At 63.9% G+C, this 25,281-nt stretch carries 21 protein-coding genes; 13 read left to right on the top strand and 8 right to left on the bottom strand.

The window, feature by feature from the left end:
• From ACK59Z_RS20975 to ACK59Z_RS20935, 9 genes are all read left to right on the top strand, one after another.
• The coding region (locus tag ACK59Z_RS20975; protein ID WP_409293637.1) for a TolC family outer membrane protein at window positions 1-1,203 on the top strand (1,203 nt) is incomplete at its 5' end.
• Window positions 1,200-3,368, top strand: coding sequence for a type I secretion system permease/ATPase (locus tag ACK59Z_RS20970; protein ID WP_409293636.1), 2,169 nt, complete (start codon window positions 1,200-1,202; stop codon window positions 3,366-3,368). The genes ACK59Z_RS20975 and ACK59Z_RS20970, both read left to right, overlap by 4 nt.
• Window positions 3,365-4,549 (top strand): HlyD family type I secretion periplasmic adaptor subunit, encoded by a 1,185-nt coding sequence (locus tag ACK59Z_RS20965; protein WP_409293635.1) that lies wholly within the window; start codon window positions 3,365-3,367, stop codon window positions 4,547-4,549. The genes ACK59Z_RS20970 and ACK59Z_RS20965 overlap by 4 nt, the downstream gene beginning before the upstream one ends.
• A 204-nt stretch (window positions 4,550-4,753) precedes the next feature.
• Window positions 4,754-5,653: a chemotaxis protein gene (locus tag ACK59Z_RS20960; RefSeq protein ID WP_003247301.1), complete on the top strand. Its 900-nt coding sequence runs from the start codon at window positions 4,754-4,756 to the stop codon at window positions 5,651-5,653.
• Window positions 5,654-5,741: 88 nt separating this feature from the next.
• Window positions 5,742-6,053: a hypothetical protein gene (locus tag ACK59Z_RS20955; protein WP_003247302.1), complete on the top strand. Its 312-nt coding sequence runs from the start codon at window positions 5,742-5,744 to the stop codon at window positions 6,051-6,053.
• Window positions 6,050-6,784, top strand: a complete 735-nt coding sequence (locus tag ACK59Z_RS20950; protein WP_108191817.1) for a YkgJ family cysteine cluster protein — start codon at window positions 6,050-6,052, stop codon at window positions 6,782-6,784. The genes ACK59Z_RS20955 and ACK59Z_RS20950 overlap by 4 nt, the downstream gene beginning before the upstream one ends.
• Window positions 6,785-6,984: 200 nt before the next feature.
• Window positions 6,985-7,209 carry a hypothetical protein gene (locus ACK59Z_RS20945; protein WP_012051219.1) on the top strand — a complete coding sequence of 75 codons (225 nt, stop codon included), beginning with the start codon at window positions 6,985-6,987 and terminating at the stop codon, window positions 7,207-7,209.
• Between the two features lie 204 nt (window positions 7,210-7,413).
• Entirely contained in the window at window positions 7,414-8,748 is a 1,335-nt protein-coding gene (locus ACK59Z_RS20940; protein ID WP_010952035.1) for an OprD family porin, read from the top strand.
• Window positions 8,749-8,948: 200 nt separating this feature from the next.
• Complete coding sequence (locus ACK59Z_RS20935) at window positions 8,949-10,439, top strand: sensor domain-containing diguanylate cyclase (protein WP_003247306.1); 1,491 nt, start codon at window positions 8,949-8,951, stop codon at window positions 10,437-10,439.
• Here the strand turns inward: ACK59Z_RS20935 and ACK59Z_RS20930 are convergent.
• Window positions 10,436-10,912, bottom strand: a complete 477-nt coding sequence (locus ACK59Z_RS20930; RefSeq protein WP_003247307.1) for a PA2169 family four-helix-bundle protein — start codon at window positions 10,910-10,912, stop codon at window positions 10,436-10,438. The genes ACK59Z_RS20935 and ACK59Z_RS20930 overlap by 4 nt on opposite strands.
• Before the next feature lie 201 nt (window positions 10,913-11,113).
• On the opposite strand from ACK59Z_RS20930, the gene ACK59Z_RS20925 reads away from it, so the two are divergent.
• Window positions 11,114-11,335: a DUF3820 family protein gene (locus tag ACK59Z_RS20925; RefSeq protein ID WP_003247308.1), complete on the top strand. Its 222-nt coding sequence runs from the start codon at window positions 11,114-11,116 to the stop codon at window positions 11,333-11,335.
• Window positions 11,336-11,807: 472 nt separating this feature from the next.
• Here the strand turns inward: ACK59Z_RS20925 and ACK59Z_RS20920 are convergent, their stop codons facing one another.
• The 3 genes from ACK59Z_RS20920 to ptsP are packed head-to-tail and all read right to left on the bottom strand — an operon-like array spanning window position 11,808 to window position 17,347.
• Entirely contained in the window at window positions 11,808-13,550 is a 1,743-nt protein-coding gene (locus ACK59Z_RS20920; protein WP_003247309.1) for a PTS fructose-like transporter subunit IIB, read from the bottom strand.
• Window positions 13,547-14,494, bottom strand: a complete 948-nt coding sequence (pfkB, locus tag ACK59Z_RS20915; protein WP_100773942.1) for a 1-phosphofructokinase — start codon at window positions 14,492-14,494, stop codon at window positions 13,547-13,549. The genes ACK59Z_RS20920 and pfkB overlap by 4 nt, the downstream gene beginning before the upstream one ends.
• The gene (gene ptsP / locus ACK59Z_RS20910; protein ID WP_108191820.1) at window positions 14,495-17,347 is read right to left on the bottom strand and encodes a phosphoenolpyruvate--protein phosphotransferase; all 2,853 of its coding nucleotides are present in this window, start codon (window positions 17,345-17,347) and stop codon (window positions 14,495-14,497) included.
• 284 nt (window positions 17,348-17,631) lie between these two features.
• On the opposite strand from ptsP, the gene cra reads away from it, so the two are divergent.
• Both cra and ACK59Z_RS20900 read left to right on the top strand, forming a co-directional pair.
• Window positions 17,632-18,627: a catabolite repressor/activator gene (cra, locus tag ACK59Z_RS20905; RefSeq protein WP_003247312.1), complete on the top strand. Its 996-nt coding sequence runs from the start codon at window positions 17,632-17,634 to the stop codon at window positions 18,625-18,627.
• Between the two features lie 2 nt (window positions 18,628-18,629).
• Window positions 18,630-19,406, top strand: coding sequence for a TatD family hydrolase (locus ACK59Z_RS20900; RefSeq protein ID WP_003247313.1), 777 nt, complete (start codon window positions 18,630-18,632; stop codon window positions 19,404-19,406).
• Between the two features lie 44 nt (window positions 19,407-19,450).
• On the opposite strand, the gene ampE is transcribed toward ACK59Z_RS20900, so the two are convergent.
• The 3 genes from ampE to ACK59Z_RS20885 form a co-directional block, all read right to left on the bottom strand.
• Window positions 19,451-20,281 carry a regulatory signaling modulator protein AmpE gene (gene ampE, locus ACK59Z_RS20895; protein ID WP_003247314.1) on the bottom strand — a complete coding sequence of 277 codons (831 nt, stop codon included), beginning with the start codon at window positions 20,279-20,281 and terminating at the stop codon, window positions 19,451-19,453.
• Entirely contained in the window at window positions 20,278-20,850 is a 573-nt protein-coding gene (gene ampD, locus ACK59Z_RS20890) for a 1,6-anhydro-N-acetylmuramyl-L-alanine amidase AmpD (RefSeq protein ID WP_004575862.1), read from the bottom strand. Before ampD ends, ampE begins: the two co-directional genes overlap by 4 nt.
• 88 nt (window positions 20,851-20,938) lie before the next feature.
• Window positions 20,939-23,098 (bottom strand): DUF1631 domain-containing protein, encoded by a 2,160-nt coding sequence (locus tag ACK59Z_RS20885; RefSeq protein WP_409293634.1) that lies wholly within the window; start codon window positions 23,096-23,098, stop codon window positions 20,939-20,941.
• Between the two features lie 242 nt (window positions 23,099-23,340).
• Here ACK59Z_RS20885 and nadC point away from each other — a divergent pair, with 242 nt between their 5' ends.
• Window positions 23,341-24,189 carry a carboxylating nicotinate-nucleotide diphosphorylase gene (nadC, locus tag ACK59Z_RS20880; RefSeq protein ID WP_409293633.1) on the top strand — a complete coding sequence of 283 codons (849 nt, stop codon included), beginning with the start codon at window positions 23,341-23,343 and terminating at the stop codon, window positions 24,187-24,189.
• A 75-nt stretch (window positions 24,190-24,264) separates the two neighbouring features.
• Here nadC and trxB read toward each other — a convergent pair whose 3' ends face one another.
• Entirely contained in the window at window positions 24,265-25,227 is a 963-nt protein-coding gene (gene trxB, locus ACK59Z_RS20875; RefSeq protein ID WP_059396049.1) for a thioredoxin-disulfide reductase, read from the bottom strand.
• Window positions 25,228-25,281 lie beyond the last annotated feature (54 nt).

Raw genomic sequence — 25,281 nt, 5'->3', positions numbered from 1 at the left:
CAATGGCACCCGAGCATCGCTGAGGCCATCGGCAACCTTTACAAGCAGGGCGAAGGCATCAACGTCGCCCGTGCGGGGTATTACCCACAGATTTCCGGTGGCCTGCGCACCGGTTATGACACCGGCTATGGCGGCGACCGCAATAGCCAGGCCCTGAACCTGTCGCTCAAGCAAATGCTCTATGACTTCGGCAAGGTCGACAGCGCCGTCAACGCGGCCCAGGCGGCCGCCGCCCGCGCCCAGGCCAATATCCTGCTGGTGGTCGACGACCTGGCCCGCGACACAGCCTATGCCTGGATCGAAACCCGCCGCTACGAGCAACTGATGACGATTGCCCGCGACCAGATTCGCGGCGTGGGCGACATTGCCGGCATGGCGCGCCAGCGCAGCGACATGGGCGCCAGTACCCGTTCCGACGTGGTGCAGGCCGAGTCCCGCGTGGAAAGCGCCCGTGCCACCCTGGAAGAGTACCAGTCGCAGTACGAGCGCTGGCGCTCGACCCTGGCGGCACTGATGGGCCGCGTTACCCCACCGGCACTGGCCGAAGGCTCACCCGCCGAGCTGAACCAGGCCTGCAAGCGCCCTGCACAGGGTGATGACCGCCTGCCCGCCGTGCTGATGGCCCTGGCCCAGCGCGCACAGGGCCAGGCAGAGCTGGCCCAGGCCAAGGCGGAGGCCTACCCTACCCTGTCGTTGCAACCGCAGGTCAATCATTACCTGGACGACGACTACAACCGCGATAACGCACGGCTGGACCGCACCCAGGCGGGCATCTACCTGAACGTCGAAGTCCCCATCTACCAAGGGGGCTCCATCAGCGCCCGTACCCGCGCCGCCGGCCACGCGCTGACCGCCGCCGACGCCGCCGAAGACGCCGCACGCCTGCAAGCGCGTCGAGGCCTGGCCGAGGCCATGGCGCAAACCTCCGGGCTGGGCCGCCGGCTAACCTCGCTGGAAGCACGCCAGGTCAGCATCCAGGAGGCACGCATGCTCTACGGGCGTCAGTACCTGGACCTGGGGACACGGCCACTGCTCGACCTGCTCAACGCCGAGCAGGAGATCTACCAGTCACGCTACGAACTTGCCGGCACCCGCTCCGATCTGCTGCGCCTGGATGTCGACTGCCTGTACAACACCGGCGCCCTGCGCACGGCCTTTGGCCTTGAGGGGCGCAACCTGCAAGGTGTGGAGATCCAGCCATGAGTGATTCGATCGATGTGACCCTGCCCAACCAGGCGCCCGCGCCGGAGCAGGCCGCCGTCCACCGGCCAGACCTTGGCCCCTGGCTTGAGGTGATGTTGCAGGTGGCACACCACTACCGCCTGGACGTATCACCCCAGCGTATTCGCCTGGCCGCTGCGGAGGATGCCCGCCCGTTGAATGAAATCCTCCGCCACATGGCACGTCAGGCGGGGCTGGCATTGCGCTTCGTGCACTTCGATGCCAAGGGCCTGCGGCAATGGCGCACGCCGCTGGTGCTGGAGCTGGACGACGGGCAGCTGGCGGTGGTCGAGTCGGTGACCGAAGAGGACGACCTGGCAGTGGTGTTCGCCGGTGACCAGGGCCTGACTTCGCGCCTGCCCCGCGACACCCTCAAAGGCCGTATCAACCGCGTGGCCCTGCTGCGCCCGGCCCGGCCACTGCGCGATGTGCGCACCGACGACTACACCGCGCCTTACGACCGCCACTGGTTCGCCCGCATCGTACTGCGTGACCTGCGCCCTTATGGGCAGGTGATGGTCGCTTCACTGGTGGCAAACGTGCTGGCGCTCGCCGGCGTGCTGTTCTCGATGCAGGTGTACGACCGAGTGATACCGGCTGAATCCCTGCCCACCCTCTACGTCCTGTTTGGCGGTGTGGTGTTGGCACTGGTGTTCGACTTCAGCATGCGCCTGCTGCGGCTAAAGGTGACCGATCTGCTTGGCAAGCGCGCCGACCTGCGGGTGAGCGACCTGGTCTACGGCCATGCCCTGCGCCTGCGCAACTCGGTGCGGCCGAAGTCCACCGGCTCGTTCATCTCGCAGTTGCGCGAGCTGGAGTCGATCCGCGACCTGATCACGTCCAGCACCGCCACGGTGCTGGCCGACCTGCCGTTCTTCCTGCTGTTCCTGTTCGTGTTCTGGCTGATCGGCGGCGTACTGGTGTTCATCCCGCTGGTCGCGCTGCTGGCCATGGTGTTGCCCGGGTTGCTTGCACAACGGCGCCTGGCACGGTTGGCCAATGCCTCGATGCGTGAGTCGGCGCTGCGCAACGCCATGCTGGTGGAAAGTATCCAAGGCCTGGACGAGATCAAGGCACTGCAGGCGGAGGCTCGCTTCGAACGGCAGTGGAACCAGTACAACGCGGCCTGCGCGCACACCAACCTGCGCCTGCGCACCCTCACCAACGGCCTGGTGACCTGGACGCAGAACGTGCAGGGTGCCGTGTTTGCCGTGGTCATCGTGATCGGCGCACCCATGGTCATCGCCGGCGACCTCACCACGGGTAGCCTGGTGGCGGCATCCATGCTTTCGTCGCGGATGATGGCACCGCTCGCCCAGCTGACCCATGTGCTAACCCGCTGGCAGCAGGCCAAGGTAGCGCTGCAAGGCCTGGACAAGCTGATGCTGTCGCCAGTCGACCACCCCGAAGGCGAAGCCCGCGTGCACCTGCCAGCCATTCACGGCGAGTACCGCCTGCGCCAGGCCAACTTCCGCTACAGCGAAGACTACCCGCCAGTGCTGAACATTGGCCGGCTGGACATCCAGCCGGGCGAGCGCATTGCCGTGCTGGGCCGCAACGGCGCCGGCAAATCAACCTTGCTGCAGGCGCTGGGTGGGGCCATGGACCTGGTACAGGGCGAGATCAGCCTGGACGGCATCGCCATGGCCCACCTCGACCCTGCTGACCTGCGCCGTGACGTCGGCCTGCTGCCGCAGTACGCGAGGCTGTTCCACGGCACCCTGCGGGAAAACCTCACCCTCGGCGCCGGCCAGGCCAGCGACCAGGAACTGGTGGCCGCGCTGGCCGCCACTGGCGCACTGGACTTCGTCCGCCGCCTGCCCAAGGGCATGGACCACTTGATCCTCGAAGGAGGCCTGGGCTTGTCTGGCGGCCAGCGCCAAGCCCTGGTGCTGTCGCGCCTGCTGGTACGCCAGCCGCAAGTACTGCTGCTGGACGAGCCGACCGCGTCGCTGGACGACATGACCGAGCGCAAGCTGCTGGATAACCTGGAGCGCTTCTGTCAGGGCCGTACACTGGTGATCGCAACACATCGACTGAGTGTTCTGCAGCGGGTCGACCGCATCCTGGTGCTGGACGCCGGGCGCATCGTCATCGATGACGCGCGCGATGCCGCGCTGGCCAAACTGCAGGGAGCCCAGGCATGAGCAACCATGAACTCCCGGCTTCCTACCTGGACGGGCAGGACGACCAGGCGGTGTTCCGCGCCGGCCGCATCATCACCCTCTGCGCGCTGATGCTGGCGGCGTTCCTGGCCTGGGCGGCCTGGTTCGAGGTGACCGAGGTGTCCACCGGCACAGGCAAGGTCATCCCAAGTTCGCGAGAGCAGGTCATTCAGTCGTTCGAGGGCGGTATCGTCGCGCAGATGAGCGTGGCCGAAGGCGACCTGGTCGAGCGCGGCCAAGTGCTGGCCCAGCTCGATCCGACCAAGACGGCTTCCAGCGTGGGTGAAAGCGAGGCCAAGTACCGGGCTGCCAAAGCCAGCCAGGCTCGCCTGCAGGCAGAGGTGACCGGCAAGCCCCTGACCTTCCCGGCGAGCCTGCGCGACTCTCCCGACCTGATCGATGCCGAAACCGCGTTGTACCAGACCCGCCGCCGCGGCCTGGAACAGACCCTGGCAGGTATTCAGGACTCGTTGCAGCTGGTGCGCAGCGAGCTGAAAATCACCGAGAACCTGGCAAAGATGGGTGCCTCCAGCCGGGTTGAAGTGATCCGCCTGAACCGCCAGCGTTCCGAGCTGGAACTCAAAGCCAACGAGGCGCGCTCAGACTATCTGGTGCGCGCCCGGGAAGAACTGGCCAAGGCCAGCGCCGAAGCGGACGCCCTGTCGGAAGTGATCCGTGGGCGCAGCGACTCGCTCACCCGCCTGACCCTGCGCTCGCCGGTGCGCGGCATCGTGAAGGACATCGAGGTCAACACCCTGGGTGGCGTGGTGCAGCCCGGTGGCCAGGTGATGAAGATCGTGCCGATGGACGAACGCCTGCTGATCGAAACCCGCATCGCGCCACGGGACATCGCCTTCATTCACCCCGACCAGGCGGCCAAGGTCAAGATCAGTGCCTATGACTACTCGGTGTACGGCGGGCTGGACGGCAAGGTGGTGGGCATCTCGCCGGATACCCTGCAGGACGAGGTCAAACCGGAAATCTACTACTACCGCGTGTTCATCCGCACCGAACAGGACAGCTTGCAAAACAAGGCCGACAAGCGTTTTGCGATCGTGCCAGGGATGATTGCCACGGTGGATATCCGAACCGGCGAGAAAACCATCCTCGATTACCTGATCAAGCCGCTGAACCGGGCCAAGGAGGCCCTGCGCGAACGCTGATCCAGTTATTTACACACATCCCTGCGCGCGCGGGCATGCCTGCGAACACCGGCGAAGCCGGTGCCATGCACCGCGACGCACGTTTCGCGGGCATACCCGCTTCCACAAGGGGCCCAAGCACTCCTGAGTTCTGTGCAAATTGCCTAAAGCCCGACCAAAACAGGCCGATAACCGGATATCCCCTGCTCCCCACCGAAGGTCACCATGGCCACGCAAAATGCCCGCGCGGATTCGCTATCCCTGCTGCTGTTCACCCTGCGCAGCGGCAAGCTGATGGCAATCAACCTGCTCAAGGTCAGCGAGATCATCCCCTGCCCGCCGCTGACCAAGCTGCCCGAGTCACACCCCCACGTAAAAGGTGTGGCAACCCTGCGGGGCCACTCGCTGTCGGTCATCGACTTGTCCCGCGCCATTGGCGAACAACCACTGGTCGACCCGCAGGGTGGCTGCCTGATCGTTACCGAGATCAGCCGCTCGCGCCAAGGCCTACATGTACAGGCAGTCAGCCGCATCGTGCATTGCCTGAGCACCGACATCAAACCGCCGCCCTACGCCTCGGGCACCCGCTCGTTCATCACCGGTGTGACGCGCGTGGACAACACTCTGGTGCAGGTGCTGGACATCGAAAAAGTCATACACGCCATCGCCCCGCCCGTCGCCGAACCAGCGCACGGCACCTTGAACGAAGAAGACGCCAGCCTGCTGGCCGCCGCCAACATCCTGGTGGTGGACGACAGCCAGGTGGCCCTGCAGCAGTCAGTGCACACCCTGCGCAACCTCGGTATCGAATGCCACACCGCGCGCAGCGCCAAAGACGCCATCAACGTGCTGCTGGAGCTGCAAGGCACCGCGCAGGAGATCAACATCATCGTCTCCGACATCGAAATGAGCGAAATGGACGGCTACGCCTTCACCCGCACGCTGCGTGAAACCCCCGACTTCCAGCACCTGTACGTGCTGCTGCACACCTCGCTGGACAGTGCCATGAGCAGTGAAAAGGCGACCCAGGCCGGGGCCAATGCCATCCTTACCAAGTTCTCCTCGCCAGAGCTGACCGATTGTCTGGTGGTGGCTGCGCGTACCGTGGTGTTCGCCGAGCACTGATATATTCAGCGACAAACTCCCCGGCTTGCCGCCGGGGGTGACTCGGGCATAATTCGCGCCCCTCGCAAGAAAATTGCCGGAATCGCGTATGAAGCTTCTCAGCTCTATCTTGATCAGCTGCGCCCTCTTCAGCGGTATTGCCCAGGCCTCCAGTAGCCAGGCCTGGAACGAGCAACGCCAGCAGATGCTCAAGGCTTGCCTGACCGCCAGCCAGTTCAAGGACGCCCATGCCCGCGGCAAGCCCGCCGAGTTTGATGACCAGGTCGGCATGAGTGCCCTGCTGATCGAAGGCGTCTACCCACAGAAGCACATGCAGCAGCGCACCGGCACCGAACTGTGCCTGTACGACCGCCAGCACCAGCGTGCTTTCGTCAGTGAATGGAGCCCGGAGGCCAAGTGACCGACCGCTTACGTTTCGGCTGTACCGGCTGCGGCAAATGCTGCACCGGCCACCATGTGCCACTGACGCTGGCCGAAGCGCGTCGCTGGGCGGACGATGCCGGCCAGGTGGTGGTACTGATCGAGGCCTTCGTCGTGGACGGCCCCGGCATGCCGCTGGAGCAGCGTGACCATGTGCTGCGACGCTCCCATCCAGTGCATTGTGGCGAGGGCGAGGCACGCGTCTCGGTGACCTTTGCTGCATTCAACCCCGGACGTTGCCGTAACCTCGACGCCAACGACCTCTGCACCATCTATGAGCAGCGCCCGCTGGTGTGTCGCATCTATCCGGTAGAAATCAACCCGCATATCCCGCTGCGGCCAGACAGCAAAGACTGCCCGCCTGAGGCTTGGCAACAGGGGCCGGAGCTGATTCATGGCGCGCAACTGGTCGATGTGGAACTGCAGGCACTGGTACAGGCTTCGCGCCAGGCCGACCGCGATGACATTGCCGCCAAGGTGGCGGTGTGCCAGGCATTGGGCATGACGACCAGTGCGCTCAAGGGGAATGGGTTTACCGCCTACTTGCCGGATATGGGGGCCTTTGCTGCGGCACTGGCGCAGGTACAGGGGAATGAAGCGGCACAGTGGACCTTGCATGTGCAGGATGAAGCGCTGACGGCAAGCTTGCAGGCACTGGGTTTGCACACAACCCATCAAACCCCGGTTTATTACGCCTTTATCGGTTTCTAGCCTGACCATTTTGCCCAAGGCGGCACCCTGTGCAGCTGCTCTAGCACGGGACTTTTGCCGAAAGTCCTATTGATTTTCGCAAGGATCGTTACCTTTTGCGCAACAGTGCTTATCGCACTTCGCTCTGTTTCGAGTGCACTGAAAGGACTAACTTTACCCCTGTCCCCATTAGCACTTGCACCGCAAGAAGGTAGTTTCAAATGTCCAACAGTATGGGTATTGCCAGCGTCTTCGTCCTGTCTTCCCTGTTGTTGTCGCCCCTGGCCATGGCCGAAGAATCCCCGGCTTTCGTTACCCGTAATGCAGCGTTCGCGGCGGTCCATCAAGAGGCCCGTGAGGCTGTTGCCGCAAACAAGGCAGATACCGCAAAAGACGCGAAACAGACAGCTTCCAAAGTGACCGTCGATGCCAATGCCGACAGCTGATCAAACGCTGTCGCTGTTCCTTCTTTCCCTTGGCTACGCCATGGGCACCTCCGGTGCCGATATGTTAGCCTTTTAAAGCCGCTGCCGATCAGCGGCTTTTTTTATGTGCTTTAACACTCAGCCCGGCTGTAACGTGTACCTATAAAAAGACGCACATTCAAATATAAAAACTGCCCCACCGTCAGACCAAAGGAGCTAGTACCGGTGCCTTCCGCGTTTCGTTTTACCCCGCTTTTCATTGCGTTGACTGCAACGATCCCTTTCGCCGCCCAGGCAGATGAAGACAAGGCTGATGGCTTCATCGAAGGTTCGTCCTTCAACCTGCATTTTCGTAATGCCTACTTCAACCGCGACAACCACAACGCCGGCGTGCGCGACACCCGCGAGTGGGGCCAGGGCGCGGTAGCGCGTTTCGAGTCGGGCTACACCCCTGGTGTGGTCGGCTTTGGCCTGGATGCTCATGCCATGCTGGGCCTGAAGCTCGACGGCGGTGGCGGCCATGCCGGCACCAGCATCCTGCCCGAACACATCAAGGACGACGGCGAACTGGGCGCTGCCCCGCATTCGTTCTCCACTGCCGGTGCTGCGGTCAAGCTCAAGGCCTTCGACACCGAACTGAAAGCCGGTGACCTGTTCCTCACCAACCCGGTGATCGCCGGCGGTGAAACGCGCATGCTGCCGCAAACTTTCCGCGGTGTAAGCCTGACCAACACCAGCATTGATGGCCTGTTGCTCGAAGGCGGCCAGGTCAGCTTCACCCACCCGTACAACCAGAGCGGCCACCGCCGCATCGACACCTACTACGGGTCACTGGACGAGCACGACAAGAGCAAGCACCTGAACTGGGCCGGCGCGTCGTGGAGCGGTACCGAGCACATCACCGCCAACCTGTACGCCGCCGAGCTGAAGGACATCTGGAACCAGTACTACGCGGACTTCGACTACACCTATGTGGTCAATGACCTGGTCAGCCTGAACCCGGGCGTGCACTTCTATCACACCCAGGACACCGGCCAGGCCCTGCTAGGCAAGATCGATAACAACACCTACAGCGTGCACTTCACCGTCAACGCAGGCTTCCACAGCGTCACCGCCGCCTACCAGCGAGTGAACGGCAACACGCCATTCGACTACATCAACCTGGGCGACAGCGTGTACCTGGACAACTCGCGCATGTACTCGGACTTCAACGCGCCGAACGAGCGTTCGTGGAAACTGCAGTACGGCTATGACTTCGCCGGTGTCGGCGTGCCTGGTTTGTCTACCTCGCTGTCCTACTCGCGCGGCGAGGCTGACCTGACCAAGGCCACTCAGGACACCACTCACTACGACTACTACCGTGAAGATGGCAAGAACGCCATGCACTGGGAACGCGACCTGGACGTGAAATACGTGTTCCAGGAAGGTGACCTCAAGGACCTGTCGGTGCTGGTACGCTATGCCACCCACCGCGGCAGCCAGGGTTATGCGTCGATCGACAGCAACAGCGACAACGATGAACTGCGGGTCATCGTCGATTACCCACTGAACGTGTTCTGATCTTTTGCTGCCAGTGTAGGAGCGGGTTCACCCGCGAAGAAGGCTTCGCCGGTTTTCGCGGGTAAACCCGCTCCTACAGGGGTACACGGCAACTCGAAAAGAACAGTACACCGTGCTTCCGTCGGACAAATCTTGTCCGACAATCCCTGCTTCCCTAGAATACCGCCGCCGCGAATGGCCCTGCCCACGCAGTAGCGAGCATGCCCACCCAATCCCCGCGTTTCGCAATCTACAGGTCGCACCCCGAGCTGATCCTCAATCTGGGCAGTTGCCTTGCCGTGCTCGCCATCGTGGCCATCGTCAGCTACCTGCTTGCCCGCGAGCGCGAGAGTGTCGAGCAGTCGGCGGTGCGCTCGTCGAACAACATCGTCCAGCTGATCGAAAGCGACATTCTGCGCAACGTCGAACTCTACGACCAATCACTGCAAGGCCTGATCTGGGCCGTCGGGCGCAAGGAACTGCCGGAAGTCCCCGGCCCGATACGCCAGCGCCTGCTGTTCAATGAAGCCTTCGTCGACCGCAAGCGCGGTGACGTGCTGTGGCTGGACAAGCAAGGCAATGTCGTCGGCGACTCCACCAGCAGCGTGCCACGCAAGGCCAACTTCGGCGACACCGGGGTGTTCAAGGCCCACCAGCACAATGCCAACCTCGGCTTGCTGGTGGGCCCCCCGTTCAAGGCCAAGCTTGGCGACCTGGACTGGTGTATCAGTTTCAGCCGACGCATCTCGGGCCCCAATGGCGAGTTCGCCGGGTTGGCAGCGGGTGCGCTGCGCCTGTCGTACTTCAATGAGTTGTTCCAGCGCCTGGACATTGGCCACGACAGCAGCATCAACCTGTTCAATACCGACGGGCAGTTGCTCGTCCGCCAGCCCTCCCCCGCGCAAGACCCGCTGATTGGCACTTACTACACCGAACGGCCCAATTTCAAGCGCATCCTCAGTGAACAAAGCGGTAACTTCACCGCCCGCTCCCACAGCAGCGGCAAGCCGCGCATATTCACCTTCGCCCGGGTCGCGCAATTGCCCCTGATCGTACTGGTGGTGGATTCGGCCGACGAGGTGTTTCAGTCCTGGCGCCGCACCGCCATTCTGGTCAGCGTCGCCACCGGCGGTCTGTGCGTGGGCATTCTGTGGCTGACGTTGCTGCTTGGCCGCGAACTGCGCCGCCGCCACGAAGCCGAAGAAAACCTGGCGATGCTCGCTTCCACCGATAGCCTGACTGGCCTGGCTAACCGCCGCAGGCTGGACCATGTGCTGCGCCAGGAATGGGCCCGCGCCCAACGCAGCCGTAAGCCGTTGGCGATACTGATGGTGGACGTGGACCACTTCAAGGCATTCAACCAGCGCCATGGCCATGCCGGTGGCGACCATGCCTTGCGCGAGGTGGCGAAGGCCATCGAAGCCTGCATTCGTCGCCCGGCAGACCTGGCTGCGCGCTATGGTGGGGAGGAGTTTCAGGTAGTGCTGCCGGAAACCGATCTGGCCGGGGCCCAGCTACTGGCTGAACGCATCCGCGCCAGCGTCGAGGCGCTGGCGCCGTTTGCGGATGATGCCCACGCAGTGACCGTGAGCATCGGTATCGGTCTGTCCGGCACCCAGCATGACCTTGGCAGGGTGCTGGGTGCTGCGGACGAAGCGCTCTACCGCGCCAAGGCCAATGGCCGAAATCGGGTAGAGGGCCCGCTCGATTAGGAGCGGGCGCGGGCAGCGTTGCGCAGGGCCTTGACCTGGTCATGGTTGCGCTGCACGCCTTGCAGCTGCTTTTCCACCAGGCTGTATGTCATGTCGCTGGCAGTGCGGCCCAGTTTCACCAGCTTTTCGCGGGCTTCCTTGTAGGCCTTGAGGGCGTGGTCCTCGCCACGCTCCACCTCGTTCAGCACGGCTTCTTCGTCCTTGCCGGTGACCATCGACTTGAGGTTGACCCAGCCGCGGTGCAGGTCGCCACTGATGCTGGTAGAGGTTTCCGGATCACCGCCCAGGCGGCGCACTTCGCCCTGCAATTCACTGGCAGCGTTGGCGCACTCGCCCGCACGCTGGACGAAGAACGCTTTCAGTTCGGGGTTCTTTACATCATCGGCCGAGGCCTTGAAACCTTTCTCGCCATCCTTGCTGTACTCGATCAGGTCGTTGAGTACGTCGATCACGTCTTTGTTGGGGTTGCTCATGGTCGAACTCCTTGGCAGGTGATAGTCCACTAGAGAAATGCAGTGTTCGTGCCACGCTTTTAAAAAACGCAAACCCTTTATTATTCAATAACTTATAGCTTTATGGGAGACTACTGTTTACGGCGTTCTGCATGATTGCCGCTTGGGGCTTCGTGCAGATTGCAGTATGGTCGGCGCCTTTCCACAGCCAGGTGCGCGAAGATGAAGCCGGAAACCCTCGAATTACTGGTGACCCGCAGCATGCCGTTCGGCAAGTACCAGGGCAGGATCATTGCCGACCTGCCCGGGGACTACCTGGCGTGGTTTGCGCGCAAGGGCTTCCCGGCAGGGGAACTGGGCGGGTTGCTGGCGTTGATGCATGAGATCGATCACAACGGGCTGGGTGATCTACTGGTACCGTTGCGGCAGAAGCATCGCCGTTGAAAGGCCAACACGGGCTCTGTGGGAGCAACTGTCTTGCTCAATTTCTGAAAGCTGGCGCGATCCGTGTGGGAGCGGCCTTGCGTCGCGAAAGGGCTGCACAGCAGCCCCGGGAGCGTCGATGCAAATAATGCCGGGGCCGCTTCGCGGCCCTTTCGCGACACAAGGCCGCTCCCACAGGCCGGTGTTCAGCCTCAGCCCAGCGCGGTATCGAGAAACCTCATCACCGCAAAACCGCCCATCAACCCTGGGTAATGGAGCTGGGTGCAGCGCTGGGCATCAAGGCCTAGCCGGCGCTGGAAGCCCTGAAGGTCGCCGTACACATCTAAAGCCTGGCGCAGTCCTTGTGGGAGCGGCCTTGTGTCGCGAAAGGGCTGCGAAGCAGCCCCAGATTTTCAGCTTCGCAACTTAGATTGCCGGGGCCGCTTTGCGGCCCTTTCGCGACACAAGGCCGCTCCCACAGAACGAGGTCTGCTCATACACTTTTAGCAGGCGCCACGGCCAACTCCACACCCTCGCTCTTCTTGATAACCGCATACACCACCGCTGTCACCAGGCTACCCGCCACAATCGCCAGCAAATACAGCAACGCATGGTTGATCGCGTTGGGGATCAACAACACGAACAAGCCGCCATGCGGCGCCATCAGCTTGCAGCCAAAATACATCGACAATGCCCCGGTCAACGCACCACCGGCGATACTGGCCGGGATCACCCGCAACGGGTCCTTGGCGGCAAACGGAATCGCCCCCTCGGAGATGAAACACAGCCCCAGCGCCAGCGCCGCCTTGCCCGCCTCGCGCTCGCTCTGAGCAAACTTGCGCCGGGCCAGGAAGGTGGCAATGCCCAAGCCAATCGGCGGCACCATGCCGGCGGCCATGGTCGCCGCCATTGGCGCGTAGCTCGACGAGGCAAGCAGCCCCACCGAGAACGCATAGGCGGCCTTGTTGATCGGCCCGCCAAGGTCGACGCACATCATGCCGCCCAGCAACAGCCCCAGCAGGATGGCATTGGTGGTGCCCATGCTGTCGAGGAAGTGCGTCAGGCCTTCGAGCATCGCCGCTACCGGCTGGCCGACCACGTAGATCATCACCAGCCCGGTGAACAGACTGGCCAGCAATGGAATGATAAGGATCGGCTTGAGCGCCTCCAGGCTGCTGGGCAAGCGCGCCCATCGGGCAATGGCCTTGGCACTGTAACCGGCGAGGAAACCGGCGACGATGCCACCGATAAAGCCGGCCCCCAAGGTGCTGGCCAACAGGCCGCCAATCATGCCCGGGGCCAGCCCGGGGCGGTCGGCGATGGACCAGGCGATATAGCCTGCCAGTAGCGGAACCATCAGTTTGAAGGCGGCTTCACCGCCAATCTGCATCAACGCCGCCGGCAAGGTGCCCGCCTCTTTGTAGGCCTCGATACCGAACACGAACGACAGGGCAATCAGCAGACCGCCGGCCACCACCATCGGCAGCATAAACGACACACCGGTCAGCAAGTGCTTGTACACGCCGGTTTTCTCGCCCTTGGCCGGCGTGGTCGCCGCTGCAGCGTCGGCAGCGTTTTCCACCGTGGCCTGCGCCAAGGCTTTGTCCAGGGTAGCGCGGGCCTGCTTGAGGGCAATGCCGGTACCACAACGGTAAATACGTTTACCGGCGAAACGTGCAGTGGGTACTTCAATGTCGGCGGCCAGCAGCACCACGTCGGCCGCTGCGATGGCGTCAGCGGACAAGGGGTTGCGCGCACCGACCGAGCCCTGGGTCTCGACGGTGAGCTGGTAGCCCAGTTGTTGTGCGGCTTGCTGCAAGGCTTCAGCGGCCATAAAGGTATGGGCTACGCCGGTCGGGCATGCCGTGACGGCAACGATGCGGGCGCCAGCACTGCCAACTGCGGCGGGGGTGCCTGTCACAGCGGCCAGCAGTTCGGCGTTGGCCGCCGCTTCGTCGAGAAAGCCTTCGCGATCAGCCAGCGCCTGGGACGGCGTGCTTTGGTACAGGCGCTTGCCGACGAAGCGGGCCAGGTCCACCGGCCCGGTGCTGACCACAAGCACCCAGTCAGCCTCGGCGATCTGTGCAGCGCTCAGTTGCCGCTCGGGGTGTTCAGTATTCTGCACTTCGACGCTGGTGCTCCAGCCGCGCCGCTGGGCAGCGGCGGACAGCAAGCGTGCGCTCAGTACACTCGATACCTGGCCGTTGGGGCAGGCGGTGACTATGGCAATGTTCATCGGCAACCCTCTTGTTGTTCTGTCAGTTGCACGGCCGCTTCCAACTGCGCCAGGTGCTCGCGGTCATGGATGCCGAAGCCAACCTGGGTAACGGCCTGGGCGGCGATGGCAGTGGCCCGGGTCAACGTCTGTGCAGGCGCCTCGGCCAGCAGCAGGCCGTGGACCATGCCGGCCACCAGCGAATCCCCCGCCCCCACCGTGCTGGCCACCCGCACCTTGGGTGGGCGGGCCTGCAGGGCCAGATCGCGACTGAACCAAGTGACGCCCTGCTCGCCCGCAGACACCACCACGTGTTCAACGCCACTGTCCAGCAGGCGCTTGGCGGCGGCGCGCTGTTGCGCCAGGTTATCCACAGCCAGGCCTAGCACTTCGCCCAGTTCTTCGGTATTGGGCTTGACCAACCAGGGCGCGCTTTGCAAGCCGACACGCAGGGCTTCACCACTGCTGTCCAGGACTACCTTGAGGCCTTGGGCCTTCAACCGTTCGAGCAACTGGCGGAACCAGTCGGCACTGATTCCACGCGGCAGGCTACCGGCCACCACCACGGCATCGTGACCGGGGGCAATCTGTTCCAGCCTGTGCAGCAAGGCACTGCGTGCCGCCTCGTCGACCTCCGGGCCCTGCCCGTTGATGTCGGTCACGCGGCCATCGGCCTCGACCAGCTTGATATTGCTGCGGGTTTCGCCCGGCACACGGACAAAGCAGTCGGTAAAACCGCGGCCGTCGATCAGCGCCTCGAAGGGCTGCAGATTGTCGCGCCCGAGGAAACCGCCCACGGTTACGCTGTGCCCCAGGTCGGCCAGTACCTGGGCAACGTTCAGCCCCTTGCCTGCGGCGTGACTGTGCTGCGCCTGGCTACGGTTGACCTGCCCTGGGCGCAGAGTGTCCAGGCCGATGGTGATATCCAGCGCAGGGTTCAGGGTAAGAGTGAGGATCTTGGCCATTCAGTAACGCTCCACCAGCGCGCGAACTGCTGCGGCGCTGTCCTGTTGCAGGGCCTCGCGCGCCAGGGCGCGGGCTGTCTGATGATCGGCCTGGCGAACCAGTGCCTTGACTTCGGCGATGCTGCGCGCGGAGACGCTGAGTTCGTCCACGTCCAGCCCCAGCAGCACGGCCACCGCCTGCGGGTCGGCCGCCAGCTCGCCACACACGCCCACCCACTTGCCGTGGGCATGGGCGGCGCGCACGGTCATGTCGATCAGGCTCAATACCGCCGGGTGCAGGCCATCGGCCTGTGCCGAGAGGCTGGGGTGGCCACGGTCGATGGCCAAGGTGTATTGAGTCAGGTCGTTGGTGCCGATGCTGAAGAAGTCCACCTCGCGCGCCAATTGCGCTGCCAGCAGGGCCGCTGAAGGCACCTCGACCATAATGCCCAGTTGCAGGTCGGCTACCGGGATTTCTGCACGCAGGCGCTCTACCATGGCCCGAGCCTCACGCCACTCGTGCACCTGGCCAACCATCGGGAACATGATACGCAACGGGCGCTGGTCGGCGGCCCGCAGCAACGCGCGCAACTGATCTTCCATCACTTGCGGGCGCTGCAGGGTCAAACGCACGCCGCGCACGCCGAGGAAGGGATTTTCCTCGGCAGCGATCGGCCAGTAAGGCAACGGTTTGTCGCCGCCAACATCCAGGGTGCGCACCACCAGCGGGCGCCCATCGAGGCCATCGAGCACGCGACGGTACTCGGCTTCCTGAGTAGCCACATCCGGCGCTTGAGGGTGGGCCATGAAAATCAGTTCGGTGCGCAGCAGGCCGACACCTTCGGCGCCCTGCTCCACCACCTTGGCGATGCCGTTGCTATCGCCGATGTTGGCAAACACCTCGACGGCATGCCCATCACGGGTGATAGCCGGCTCGAAGCGGTTGGCCCAGGCGGCCTGCAGGCGTTGCTCGCGCAGGTCACGCTCGGCCAGCGCCCGCTGCAGTTCATCCGCTGGCGGTGCGACGCTGACCACACCACGCTGGCCATCGAGCAGCAGCGGCGTACCACTCTCCAACAGCAGTATCGATGCACCCGCGCCGACCACTGCTGGTATGCCCAACGCCCGGGCGACGATGGCACTGTGGGCCGTGGCGCCGCCCTGGGCGGTGACAATGCCGGCAACCCGGTTGGGGTCCAGGCGGGCGACATCGGATGGACCGACTTCGGTCATCACCAGCACATAGGGTTGCTCGGGTTCAGCCTGCGCCTGCACCCCACACAACTGCGCCAGCACGCGGCGGCCAATATCGCGCAGGTCGGCGGCGCGCTCGGCGAGCAGCGCATCGTGCAACGCCTCTTGCTGACGGGCCGCAGCTTCGATCACGGCCATCCACGCGGCCGCAGCGCTTTCGCCCTGGGCCAGGCGCTGTTCGACATCATCGGTCAGGGCCGGGTCGGCAAGCATTTCCTGGTGGGTGACGAAAATTTCGCCAATGGCCTTGTCGCTGCGCAGGACCAAAGCCTGCAGTTCGCCGTTGACGGTAGCCAAGGCTTCGCGCAGTTTCTGCCTCTCCAGGGCGCACGATTCACCCCGCAAGGGATAGTCGAACTCACGCTCGACACAGACATGCGCCGGGCCGCTGGCAATGCCGGGGGCGGCGCCCACACCCTGGATACGGCTGCCGGCCGCTGGCGCTTGCAGTACTTCGGGTACGTCATCGGCAATGGGCGCGACGCTCTGCGGTAGCGGTTCTACCTCTTCACCCAAGCCTTGCTCGATAGCCGCCAGCAGCACCGGCAAGGCATCGGCAGCGATGCTCGGTTCGGCGACCAGTTCCAGTGCCTGACCACGGCGTGCGCCGAGGCTGAGCAGCTTGCTCAGGCTCTTCACCGATACGGCTGGCTGCGCGCTATCGACCAGGCGCACACGGATTTCCCCTTCAAAGCCTTTGGCCAGTTGTGCAAGCACCTTGGCCGGGCGCGCATGCAAGCCATGTGGATTGGCCAGCACGACACGTGCGCTAGGCCAGTCCGCCGGCGCTTCACCGCCCAACACTTCCAGTACCGCACGGCTGCTGGTGGCCTGGTAGAGCATCTGCCCGCGGCCTTCGATCAACACTTCGCACAGACGCTCGAGCAGGGCCTCGTGAGCGGCGCCAAGGCTGGCCAGGCAGAACAGACCGTTGAGCGGCTGGTCGCGGTAACGCAGCGGCTGCTGCGGGGTGATGAAGGCGAGGCCCGGTTGACGAACCTGGCGCTCGCTGTGCAGCCACCACAGGCCCTCACCCAGCGGTAGCGGCTCGGCCTGCTGCAGCACGGCGGCAAAGCCACTGTCGACACAGTCGGCACGTTGCAGCAGGCGGGCACCGCGCCAGGCCAGTTCGTCGAAGTCTTCTGCCGGCACGTTCAGGCCGACCAGCTGCGCATCCAGCGCCAGCGCCTGGGGCGCGCCCTGCAGCAGCTTGAGCAGCGCTTCGGCAGAGCTGGCACGGCGCAAGGCTTCGGCCAGGTCGGTCTCGCCCAGCGCCCGGGTCAACAGCTGCAGCAGGCGCAGGTGTTCGTCGGAGCGGGCGGCAATACCAATGGCCAGGTAGACCATTTGCCCGTCACCCCAGTCTACTCCCTCGGGGAACTGCAGCAGTCGTACGCCGGTGGCATACACCAGGTCACGTGTTTGCGGCGTACCATGGGGAATGGCGATGCCCTGGCCAAGAAACGTGGAGCCTTGTGCCTCCCGGGCCTGCAGCCCTTGCAGGTAACCGTCGGCAACCAGGCCGTCCGCAACCAGCCGATCCGCCAAAAGGCGCAATGCCTCGGCCTTGTCGGCGGCCTTCTGGCCCATGGCTATCTGCTCATTGGCGAGCTCGAGCATGACCTTCTCCTTTTGCAGTTCCCGTTCGGGTACTGGAGTATTGTTGTGAAATTCACATAAAGGGCCAGTTCAGCAGCCTTGCGCAGGTGGCAGCCGAGGCAGAAAATTCGGCAGCTGAAACGTTTAATCTGACCAGACGGCCACGTTACTCGATAATCTGCCCAGTAAAAAGCCCCATCCTGTCGGACAATTGCGACAATGGTCGTCTGCGCGTGATGCCTGTACCGGGTCAAACTACCCGGTCCGGCCTTACAGCCAGCCCCGGTAATAACAAGGAAAATTCGGTGAAACTCAGCGATATCGCCCGTCTGGCCGGTGTGTCCGTGACCACTGCCAGCTACGTCATCAATGGCAAGGCTGAACAGCAGCGCATCAGTAACAGTACTGTCGAGCGGGTACGCGCGGTGGTCGAAGCCCACGGCTTCACCCCCAACCCGCAGGCTGCTGGGCTGCGCAGCCGGCATACCCGCACCCTGGGCTTCATTCTCCCGGATCTGGAGAACCCCAGCTACGCCCGCATTGCCAAGCAACTGGAGCAAGGCGCCCGCGCCCGCGGCTACCAGCTGCTGATCGCCAGCAGCGACGACCAGCCAGACAGCGAGCGCCAACTGCAGCAACTGTTCCGTGCGCGCCGATGCGATGCGCTGTTCGTTGCCAGTTGCCTGCCGCCAGAAGATGACAGCTACCGCGAGCTGCAGGACAAAGGCCTGCCGGTGATTGCCATCGACCGCCGCCTGGACCCCGCACACTTCTGCTCGGTGATCAGCGACGACCGCGATGCCAGCCGCCAGCTGGCCGCCAGCCTGCTCAGCTCGGCCCCACGCAGCATCGCCCTGATAGGCGCGCGCCCCGAGCTGTCGGTTAGCCAGGCGCGTGCCGGCGGATTCGACGAAGCCCTGCAAGGCTATACCGGCGAAGTGCGCCGCTATCAGGGCGAAGCGTTCAGCCGTGAGTGCGGCCAACGCCTGATGCAGCAACTGATCGACGACCTGGGGGGCCTGCCGGATGCTCTGGTGACCACTTCGTACGTGCTGTTGCAGGGCGTGTTCGACACCCTCCAGGCGCGCCCGGTCGACTCGCGCCAACTGCAGCTGGGTACCTTTGGCGACAACCAGTTGCTCGACTTCCTGCCGCTGCCGGTCAATGCCATGGCCCAGCAGCATGGCCAGATTGCCGCCACTGCGCTTGAACTGGCACTGGCCGCCATCGAGGAAAAACGCTATGAACCCGGCGTGCACGCCGTTGGCCGTACCTTCAAGCAACGCATCTCAGCGGCCTGAACATGCGCCTGATCGACACCCACACCCACCTGGACTTCCCCGACTTCGACGCCGACCGTCCGCGCCTGCTGGCCAACGCGGCGGCCCGTGGGCTGGAGCGGATGGTGGTGCTGGGGGTGTACCAGGCGAATTTCCAGCGCGTGTGGGAGCTGGCCTGCGCCGAGCCGCGCCTGTTCGCCGCGCTTGGCCTGCACCCGGTCTACCTCGACCAGCATCGCCCTGAGCACCTGGTGCAGTTGCGCGAGTGGCTGGAGCGCCTGCGCGACAACCCGCGGCTATGTGCCGTAGGTGAGTTTGGCCTGGACTATTACCTCGCAGACCTTGACAAGACCCGCCAGCAGGCGCTGTTCGAAGCGCAACTGCAGATGGCTTGCGACTTCGAACTACCGGCCCTGCTGCACGTGCGCCGCAGCCATGCCCAGGTGATTGCCACACTCAAGCGCTACAAGCCAGCGCGGGCGGGGGTGATTCATGCGTTTGCCGGCAGCTACGAAGAGGCCCGCGAGTACATCAAGCTGGGCTTCCTGCTTGGGTTGGGCGGTGCGGGTACCTGGCCGCAGGCGCTGCGGCTGCGCAAGACGCTGGCGCGGCTGCCACTGGACAGTGTGGTGCTGGAGACTGATGCACCGGACATGGCACCGGCGATGTACCCGGGGGTACGCAACAGCCCGGAGCATCTGCCGGAAATTGCCACGGCGCTGGCGCACGTGATGGAGCTGGATGTCGAGGTGCTGGCACAGGCCAGCACCCGCAATGCTTGCACGTTGTTCGGCTGGTGAAACTCGGGTGACCGGGATTCGCGTGGGATGCGATTGGCCCCGAATCAGACCAGCACGGTCCACAGCGCGAACCCGGCATACCACAGCACTGCACAGCGCAACAGCAATTCCCACAGACTGTCCAGCCGCCCCAAACCGCGCTGGCTGTCCTCTTCTTCGGGAATGTCATCGGCAATCCGCCCCACCCGAGCCACCAGGTGCCCGGCGCTGATGTGCCAGTTGAGCACCTCGTGCAGCATCACCCGTGTCACCGCGAGGAAGTTGCCCACCAGGGCAAAGCTCAACGCCAGCGCCCGCACCGGCAACCAGTCCATGATGTGCCGCAACTGCTCGGCACGCGCCTTCAAAGCCGGCTGCTTGCTGTGCTCACTACACAGCGCCAACAATCGATAAGCCAGCGCAGCGCCAGGGCCCAGTACGAAATACCAGAAGATCACCGCAAAAAAGCCCTGGTACACCTGCCACAGCAAGTTACCCTGCACCCGTACCAGCAGGCTGTGGGGTTCATCGGCCACCAGGCCCAGGTCACGCTCGGCTACGTGCAGCGCCGCCTGATCGTCCCCCCGCCGCCAGGCATCACGAAACGCCCCCAACGATGCCTTGGCATCGCCGCGGCCCAGGCTGTAGATCAGCACCAGCAGGTGCACCGGCAACGCCAGCAAACCATACGCCACCGGCTCCAGCACATGCAGCAGCAACACCAGCAGCGCTACCGGCGCCAACACCAGGATGGCCAACGTCCACCACGGGTGCACCTTGCCGCTGCGTTCCAGGCGCACCAGTTCACCAAGAAAGAACCCGTCACGCTGCACCTTATGGCGCAGCGCCGAAAACTTCTCGACCCACAGCGCCAGCACCAACACCAGAAAACTCATGCCTTGTCCTCGTTGTGCTGCAGCGCCTGGCGGTAGCGCGGCCAGTCGAAGGCCGGGCCGGGGTCGGTCTTGCGCTGCGGGGCAATGTCGCTGTGGCCCTGAATGCGGTTCAGGTCGATGGCCGGCCAGGCACTGCGGATGTGCCGGGTGAGTTGCTCCAGCACCGCATACTGGGCATCGGTATAGGGCAGGTCGTCGGTGCCTTCCAGCTCGATGCCGATGGAAAAGTCGTTACAGCCTTCGCGCCCGTCAAAGCTCGACACACCCGCATGCCAGGCACGGTCATGCAACGACACGAACTGCGTCACCGCGCCGTCACGTTCGACGAACAGGTGCGCCGACACAGTCAAGTGGTTGATGCTGGCAAAATACGGGTGTTCATCAGGGGCCAGGCGGTTCTGGAAGAATTGCTGCACCTTGCCCGTGCCGAAACAGGCCGGGGGCAGGCTGATGTTGTGGATCACCAGCAGGGAAATCGATTCGCCTTCGGGGCGCGCATTGAAGTTCGGCGAGGGGCAGTGGGTGATTCCGATTCCGTGGAACCAGCCAGTGGCACGGTCCAATTGCATGGGCAGATCCTGAAAAACGCCGTGAACATGCCCACAGTATGCCCTGCGGCCAACACCGTGTGCATGTGAATGATTGTAATGCGTCGACCTATTGCGCCAGCCCTTGCCGCAAGCTCTCAAGTACCGCCTCCAGCGCCCGTTCGAACAACAGGCGGTCATCCAGCACGCGCACTTCGTGCCGCTGCAGTGCCTGGGCCAGGCTGGCACTGCTCCACTCGCGCACTTTCATGCCGGTGCGGTTGGCGAACACCAGCCTGTCACTGCTGTCAATGCGCGCGACCAGCTTGCAGCGCAGTGGTTCATCCTCGTCGAGCACCTCGACCCAGGTGCCGATGCGCAGGCGTTGCGCCTGGCGCAGCGCTGCAGCCTGCCCGTCGGCAGCGTGCAGGGGCACGCAGGCGGGCTCTTCGGCAATAGCCAGCACAATCTCTTCAGCCACCCGCACATCGCCCAAGGATTGGCCCTCCCTGCCCGGCAGCGCCTCATTACCTGCGCAGGCGCGCAGGTGCAACTGTTCCAGTTGCAGGAAGAACTCGCGGGTCGCCACCGCGTCCAGGGCTACGCTGGCCAGGCCATCGCGCAGCGCCTTGAGCAGGCCTGGCACTTGCTGCAGCAAGGCTTGTGGCTCATGTGGCGGCGTGATGCTGGCCAGCAGCATGTCCATCGTCTGCACTGCGTCGTGCCAGGCCTGTGAGGCCTCGCCCTGTTTCAGCCAAGCCAGCAGCAGTACCTGGCTCCAGGCCTGCACCAGCATTTGCACCACCACCTGCGGCAGTACCCGGCCACGCAGGCGCTGGTTGAGCACGTGCTGCACCTGCTGCCTGGCTTGCATTGCCCGGGCACGGCCTTCTTCGGCGTCGCGAGTGCGTTGCTCCAGCAACTCGTTACGTCGCCGTTCGTCCTGATTGAATGCCAGGAAGTCGTCGAGCAACTCGGCGAACAGGCTTGCATCGTCGGCAAAATCATTGAGCAGGCGCTGGACGATACGCTCTACCCGCACGTGCAAGCTGTCACGCTGGCACTCGCTGCCGCACTCCCAGCCAATCGCGGCGCCGGCGATTTCGTTGAGCAAACGGCGCGCCGGGTGGCTACTCCGGCTGAACAGCCCCTTGTCCAGTAATGCCACCTTGAGCAGGGGAATATGAAGGCGCGCAATCAGCGCCCGCAGGCTGGCCGGCAGATTGTCATCGTTGTGGATGAACGCGAACAGCAGGCCAACCAGGTTGATCATGTCTTCGTCAGCCACGTGAAGGCGCCGACGCGTGCCGCTGCGCACACTCACCCGCAACAGCAGCTGCTCAAGCTGCTGGCCGAGCTCGAAGTCATCGGCCTCGTACGTGGCGGGCACATAGCGCTGCAAATGCGACAGTAGCCGGAGCAGGTCGGCGGTACTGATCGGCTGGGCGGCAGCCACCGCGTGCAAGCGCGGAGCGAACTGCCCGCGCACCGGCGCCAGCAGTGCCTGCAACGAGGCAAACAACGCCTGCCCTGCGGCGTCCGCCCCCTCCTCCTGGCCAAAGTTCGCCGGCCCGGGGCGCGCACGCATGCGCCGGTCTTCGGCACGCCGGCGCGGCGCCGGTTGCAGCTCGGGCAGTACACCGGCAGCGGCCAGCAACTGGTTGGCTTCGCCATAGATCACATCGGCATCACGCAGCACATAACGCTCGAACAGCTTCAGCAGCACCAGCTTTACCCGCAGGCCAACGCCCAGATTGCGCCCGGCCTCGAGGAAGTAACGACACAGCGCGGCTGGCCCCAATGGGTTGTGCTGCTCGTACAGGGGGCGGTCGAGCAATGCCTGCAGGCGCAGACCCAGTTGCTGCAGGGCAATGCCATCGCGTGACAGCACCCGCGCCACCATGCCCTCGATGGCGGCGGCCCGCTCCATTTGAGCCTTGCTGCGCGGGTTGCCCGGCTCGACCAGGTTTGCCAGCAAGTCGACCTGGCCGGCTCGGAGGAAAGCATCATGGAACGTATCCAGAAAACCACGCTCGATGCTCTTGCGCTTCAGGCGCAGGTCACGCATGGCCTCGAAGTACAGGTTCTGGTCACCGCGGTCCGAGGCCTTGTCGGCCATTTCGAAGAGCATGTCATCGGCATTGTCGAACAAGTCCTGCAGGCCCTGACGCAACTGCAACGCGGCCTTGTCGCGCACCTGCAGCAACACGACCGGAAGGCAAGGATGAGGCGTGCGCCCCCCTCGGTCGATGGCTGCCGCCAAGGGCACCACCTTGCCTTCTTTTTGCATCCTGGACTCCTTGCAGGGTGTCTTGCCCGAAAGGGCTGAAAATCGTCAAAGCCATGGCGCCAAATACCAGTCGCCATTATCGGTAAAAAACCGTATAGCTACCAGCGCCGTTTCGCTGGCTGGCTAATGACCCTGATCGGCTCCGATTACTCACAACGCCCGACCAAAGGTCAGCGCCAAGGCGGCTGTACACACCGGCCCCCTGCCCTATAATCGCGGGCACCTAGCTTGTGGAGCCGACCATGCCGAACCTACGCCTTGCCGACCTGACCGCTGAAATTGAAGCCAACGCGCGCCGCGCGCTGTTGGAGGACATCGGCAGTGGCGATATCACCGCGCAACTGATTCCGGCCGAGCGCCTGGCCAAAGCGACCATCATCACCCGTGAAAACTGCGTGGTCGCCGGTACCGCTTGGGTCGATGCCGTATTCCGCCAGCTCGACCCGCGCGTTGCTGTGCACTGGCAGGTGGCCGACGGTGAGCAGGCCACTGCCAATCAGCCGTTGTTCCACCTGGAAGGCCCGGCCCGTTCGCTGCTCAGTGGGGAGCGCAGCGCACTGAACTTCCTGCAGATGCTGTCGGGGGTCGCCACCCGTGCGCGCTTCCTCGCCGACTTGGTTGCAGGCACTCAGGTGCGCCTGCTGGACACCCGCAAAACCCTGCCGGGCCTGCGCCTGGCGCAAAAATACGCAGTGACCTGCGGTGGGTGCGACAACCACCGCATAGGCCTGTACGACGCCTTCCTGATCAAGGAAAACCACATCGCCGCCAGCGGCGGCGTAGCCGAGGCGGTGGCCGCAGCGCACCGCATTGCGCCGGGCAAGCCAGTGGAAATCGAGGTCGAAAGCCTGGACGAACTGCGCCAGGCGCTGGCCGCTGGCGCGGACATCATCATGCTCGACGAGCTGAGCCTGGACGAAATGCGCGAAGCCGTGCGCATTACCGCTGGCAAAGCCAAACTTGAAGCCAGCGGCGGGGTCAACGAAACGACCCTGCGGGTGATCGCCGAGACAGGGGTGGACTACATCTCGATTGGTTCCATGACCAAGGATGTGAAAGCGGTGGACCTGTCGATGCGACTGAGCCTGTGAGCTGATTGCAGGCAATAAAAAACCGGCGCTTGGCCGGTTTTTTATTGGGGGCGCTTTGCACCCCTTTTTCTCAGATCAGAACGAGGCGTTGGCCAAACCGTCCAGGTAGCGCTCGACATCCAGCGCTGCCATGCAGCCCGCACCGGCCGACGTGATGGCCTGGCGGTAAACGTGGTCAGCCACGTCGCCAGCGGCAAACACACCCTCGACGTTGGTCGCGGTGGCGTTGCCTTCGCGGCCGCCGTTGACTACCAGGTAGCCGTCTTTCAGGGTCAGCTGGCCTTCGAACAGCGAAGTGTTCGGGGTGTGGCCAATGGCGATGAACACGCCGTCGACCTTGATTTCGTCGCTGCTACCGTCGTTGTTCTTCAGCCGCGCACCGGTTACGCCCATGTTGTCACCCAGCACTTCGTCCAGGGTGGCGTTGAGCTTGAGCTCGATCTTGCCTTCGGCCACACGGGCGTTCAGCTTGTCGACCAGGATCTTCTCGGCGCGGAAGGTTTCGCGACGGTGTACCAGGGTCACTTTGCTGGCGATGTTGGCCAGGTACAGGGCCTCTTCCACGGCAGTGTTACCACCACCGACCACGGCGACCGGCTTGTTGCGATAGAAGAAACCGTCACAGGTGGCACAGGCCGAAACACCCTTGCCCATGAAGGTTTCTTCCGACGGCAGGCCCAGGTAGCGAGCGCTGGCGCCAGTGGCGACGATCAGCGCATCACAGGTGTACTTGCCGCTGTCACCCTGCAGGGTGAACGGCTTGTTGGCCAGGTCGACAGCGTTGATGTGGTCGAAGACGATTTCGGTTTCAAAACGCTCGGCGTGCTCTTGCATACGCTGCATCAGAGCCGGGCCGGTCAGGCCGTGGGGGTCGCCCGGCCAGTTGTCGACTTCGGTGGTGGTGGTCAGCTGGCCACCCGCCTGCATGCCGGTGATCAGCAGCGGCTTGAGGTTGGCACGGGCGGCATACACCGCAGCGCTGTAACCGGCAGGGCCGGAACCGAGAATGATGACGCGCGAATGACGTACTTCAGACATGTCGAACTCCTGTCGAGCGGGCCGCAGGGCCGGCATCGGTGTACCGGCTGCGCC

It is taken from the genome of Pseudomonas sp. KCJK9058 (assembly GCF_046230975.1).
Lineage (GTDB): Bacteria > Pseudomonadota > Gammaproteobacteria > Pseudomonadales > Pseudomonadaceae > Aquipseudomonas > Aquipseudomonas alloputida.
This window is presented reverse-complemented; position numbering and strand designations above follow the sequence as displayed.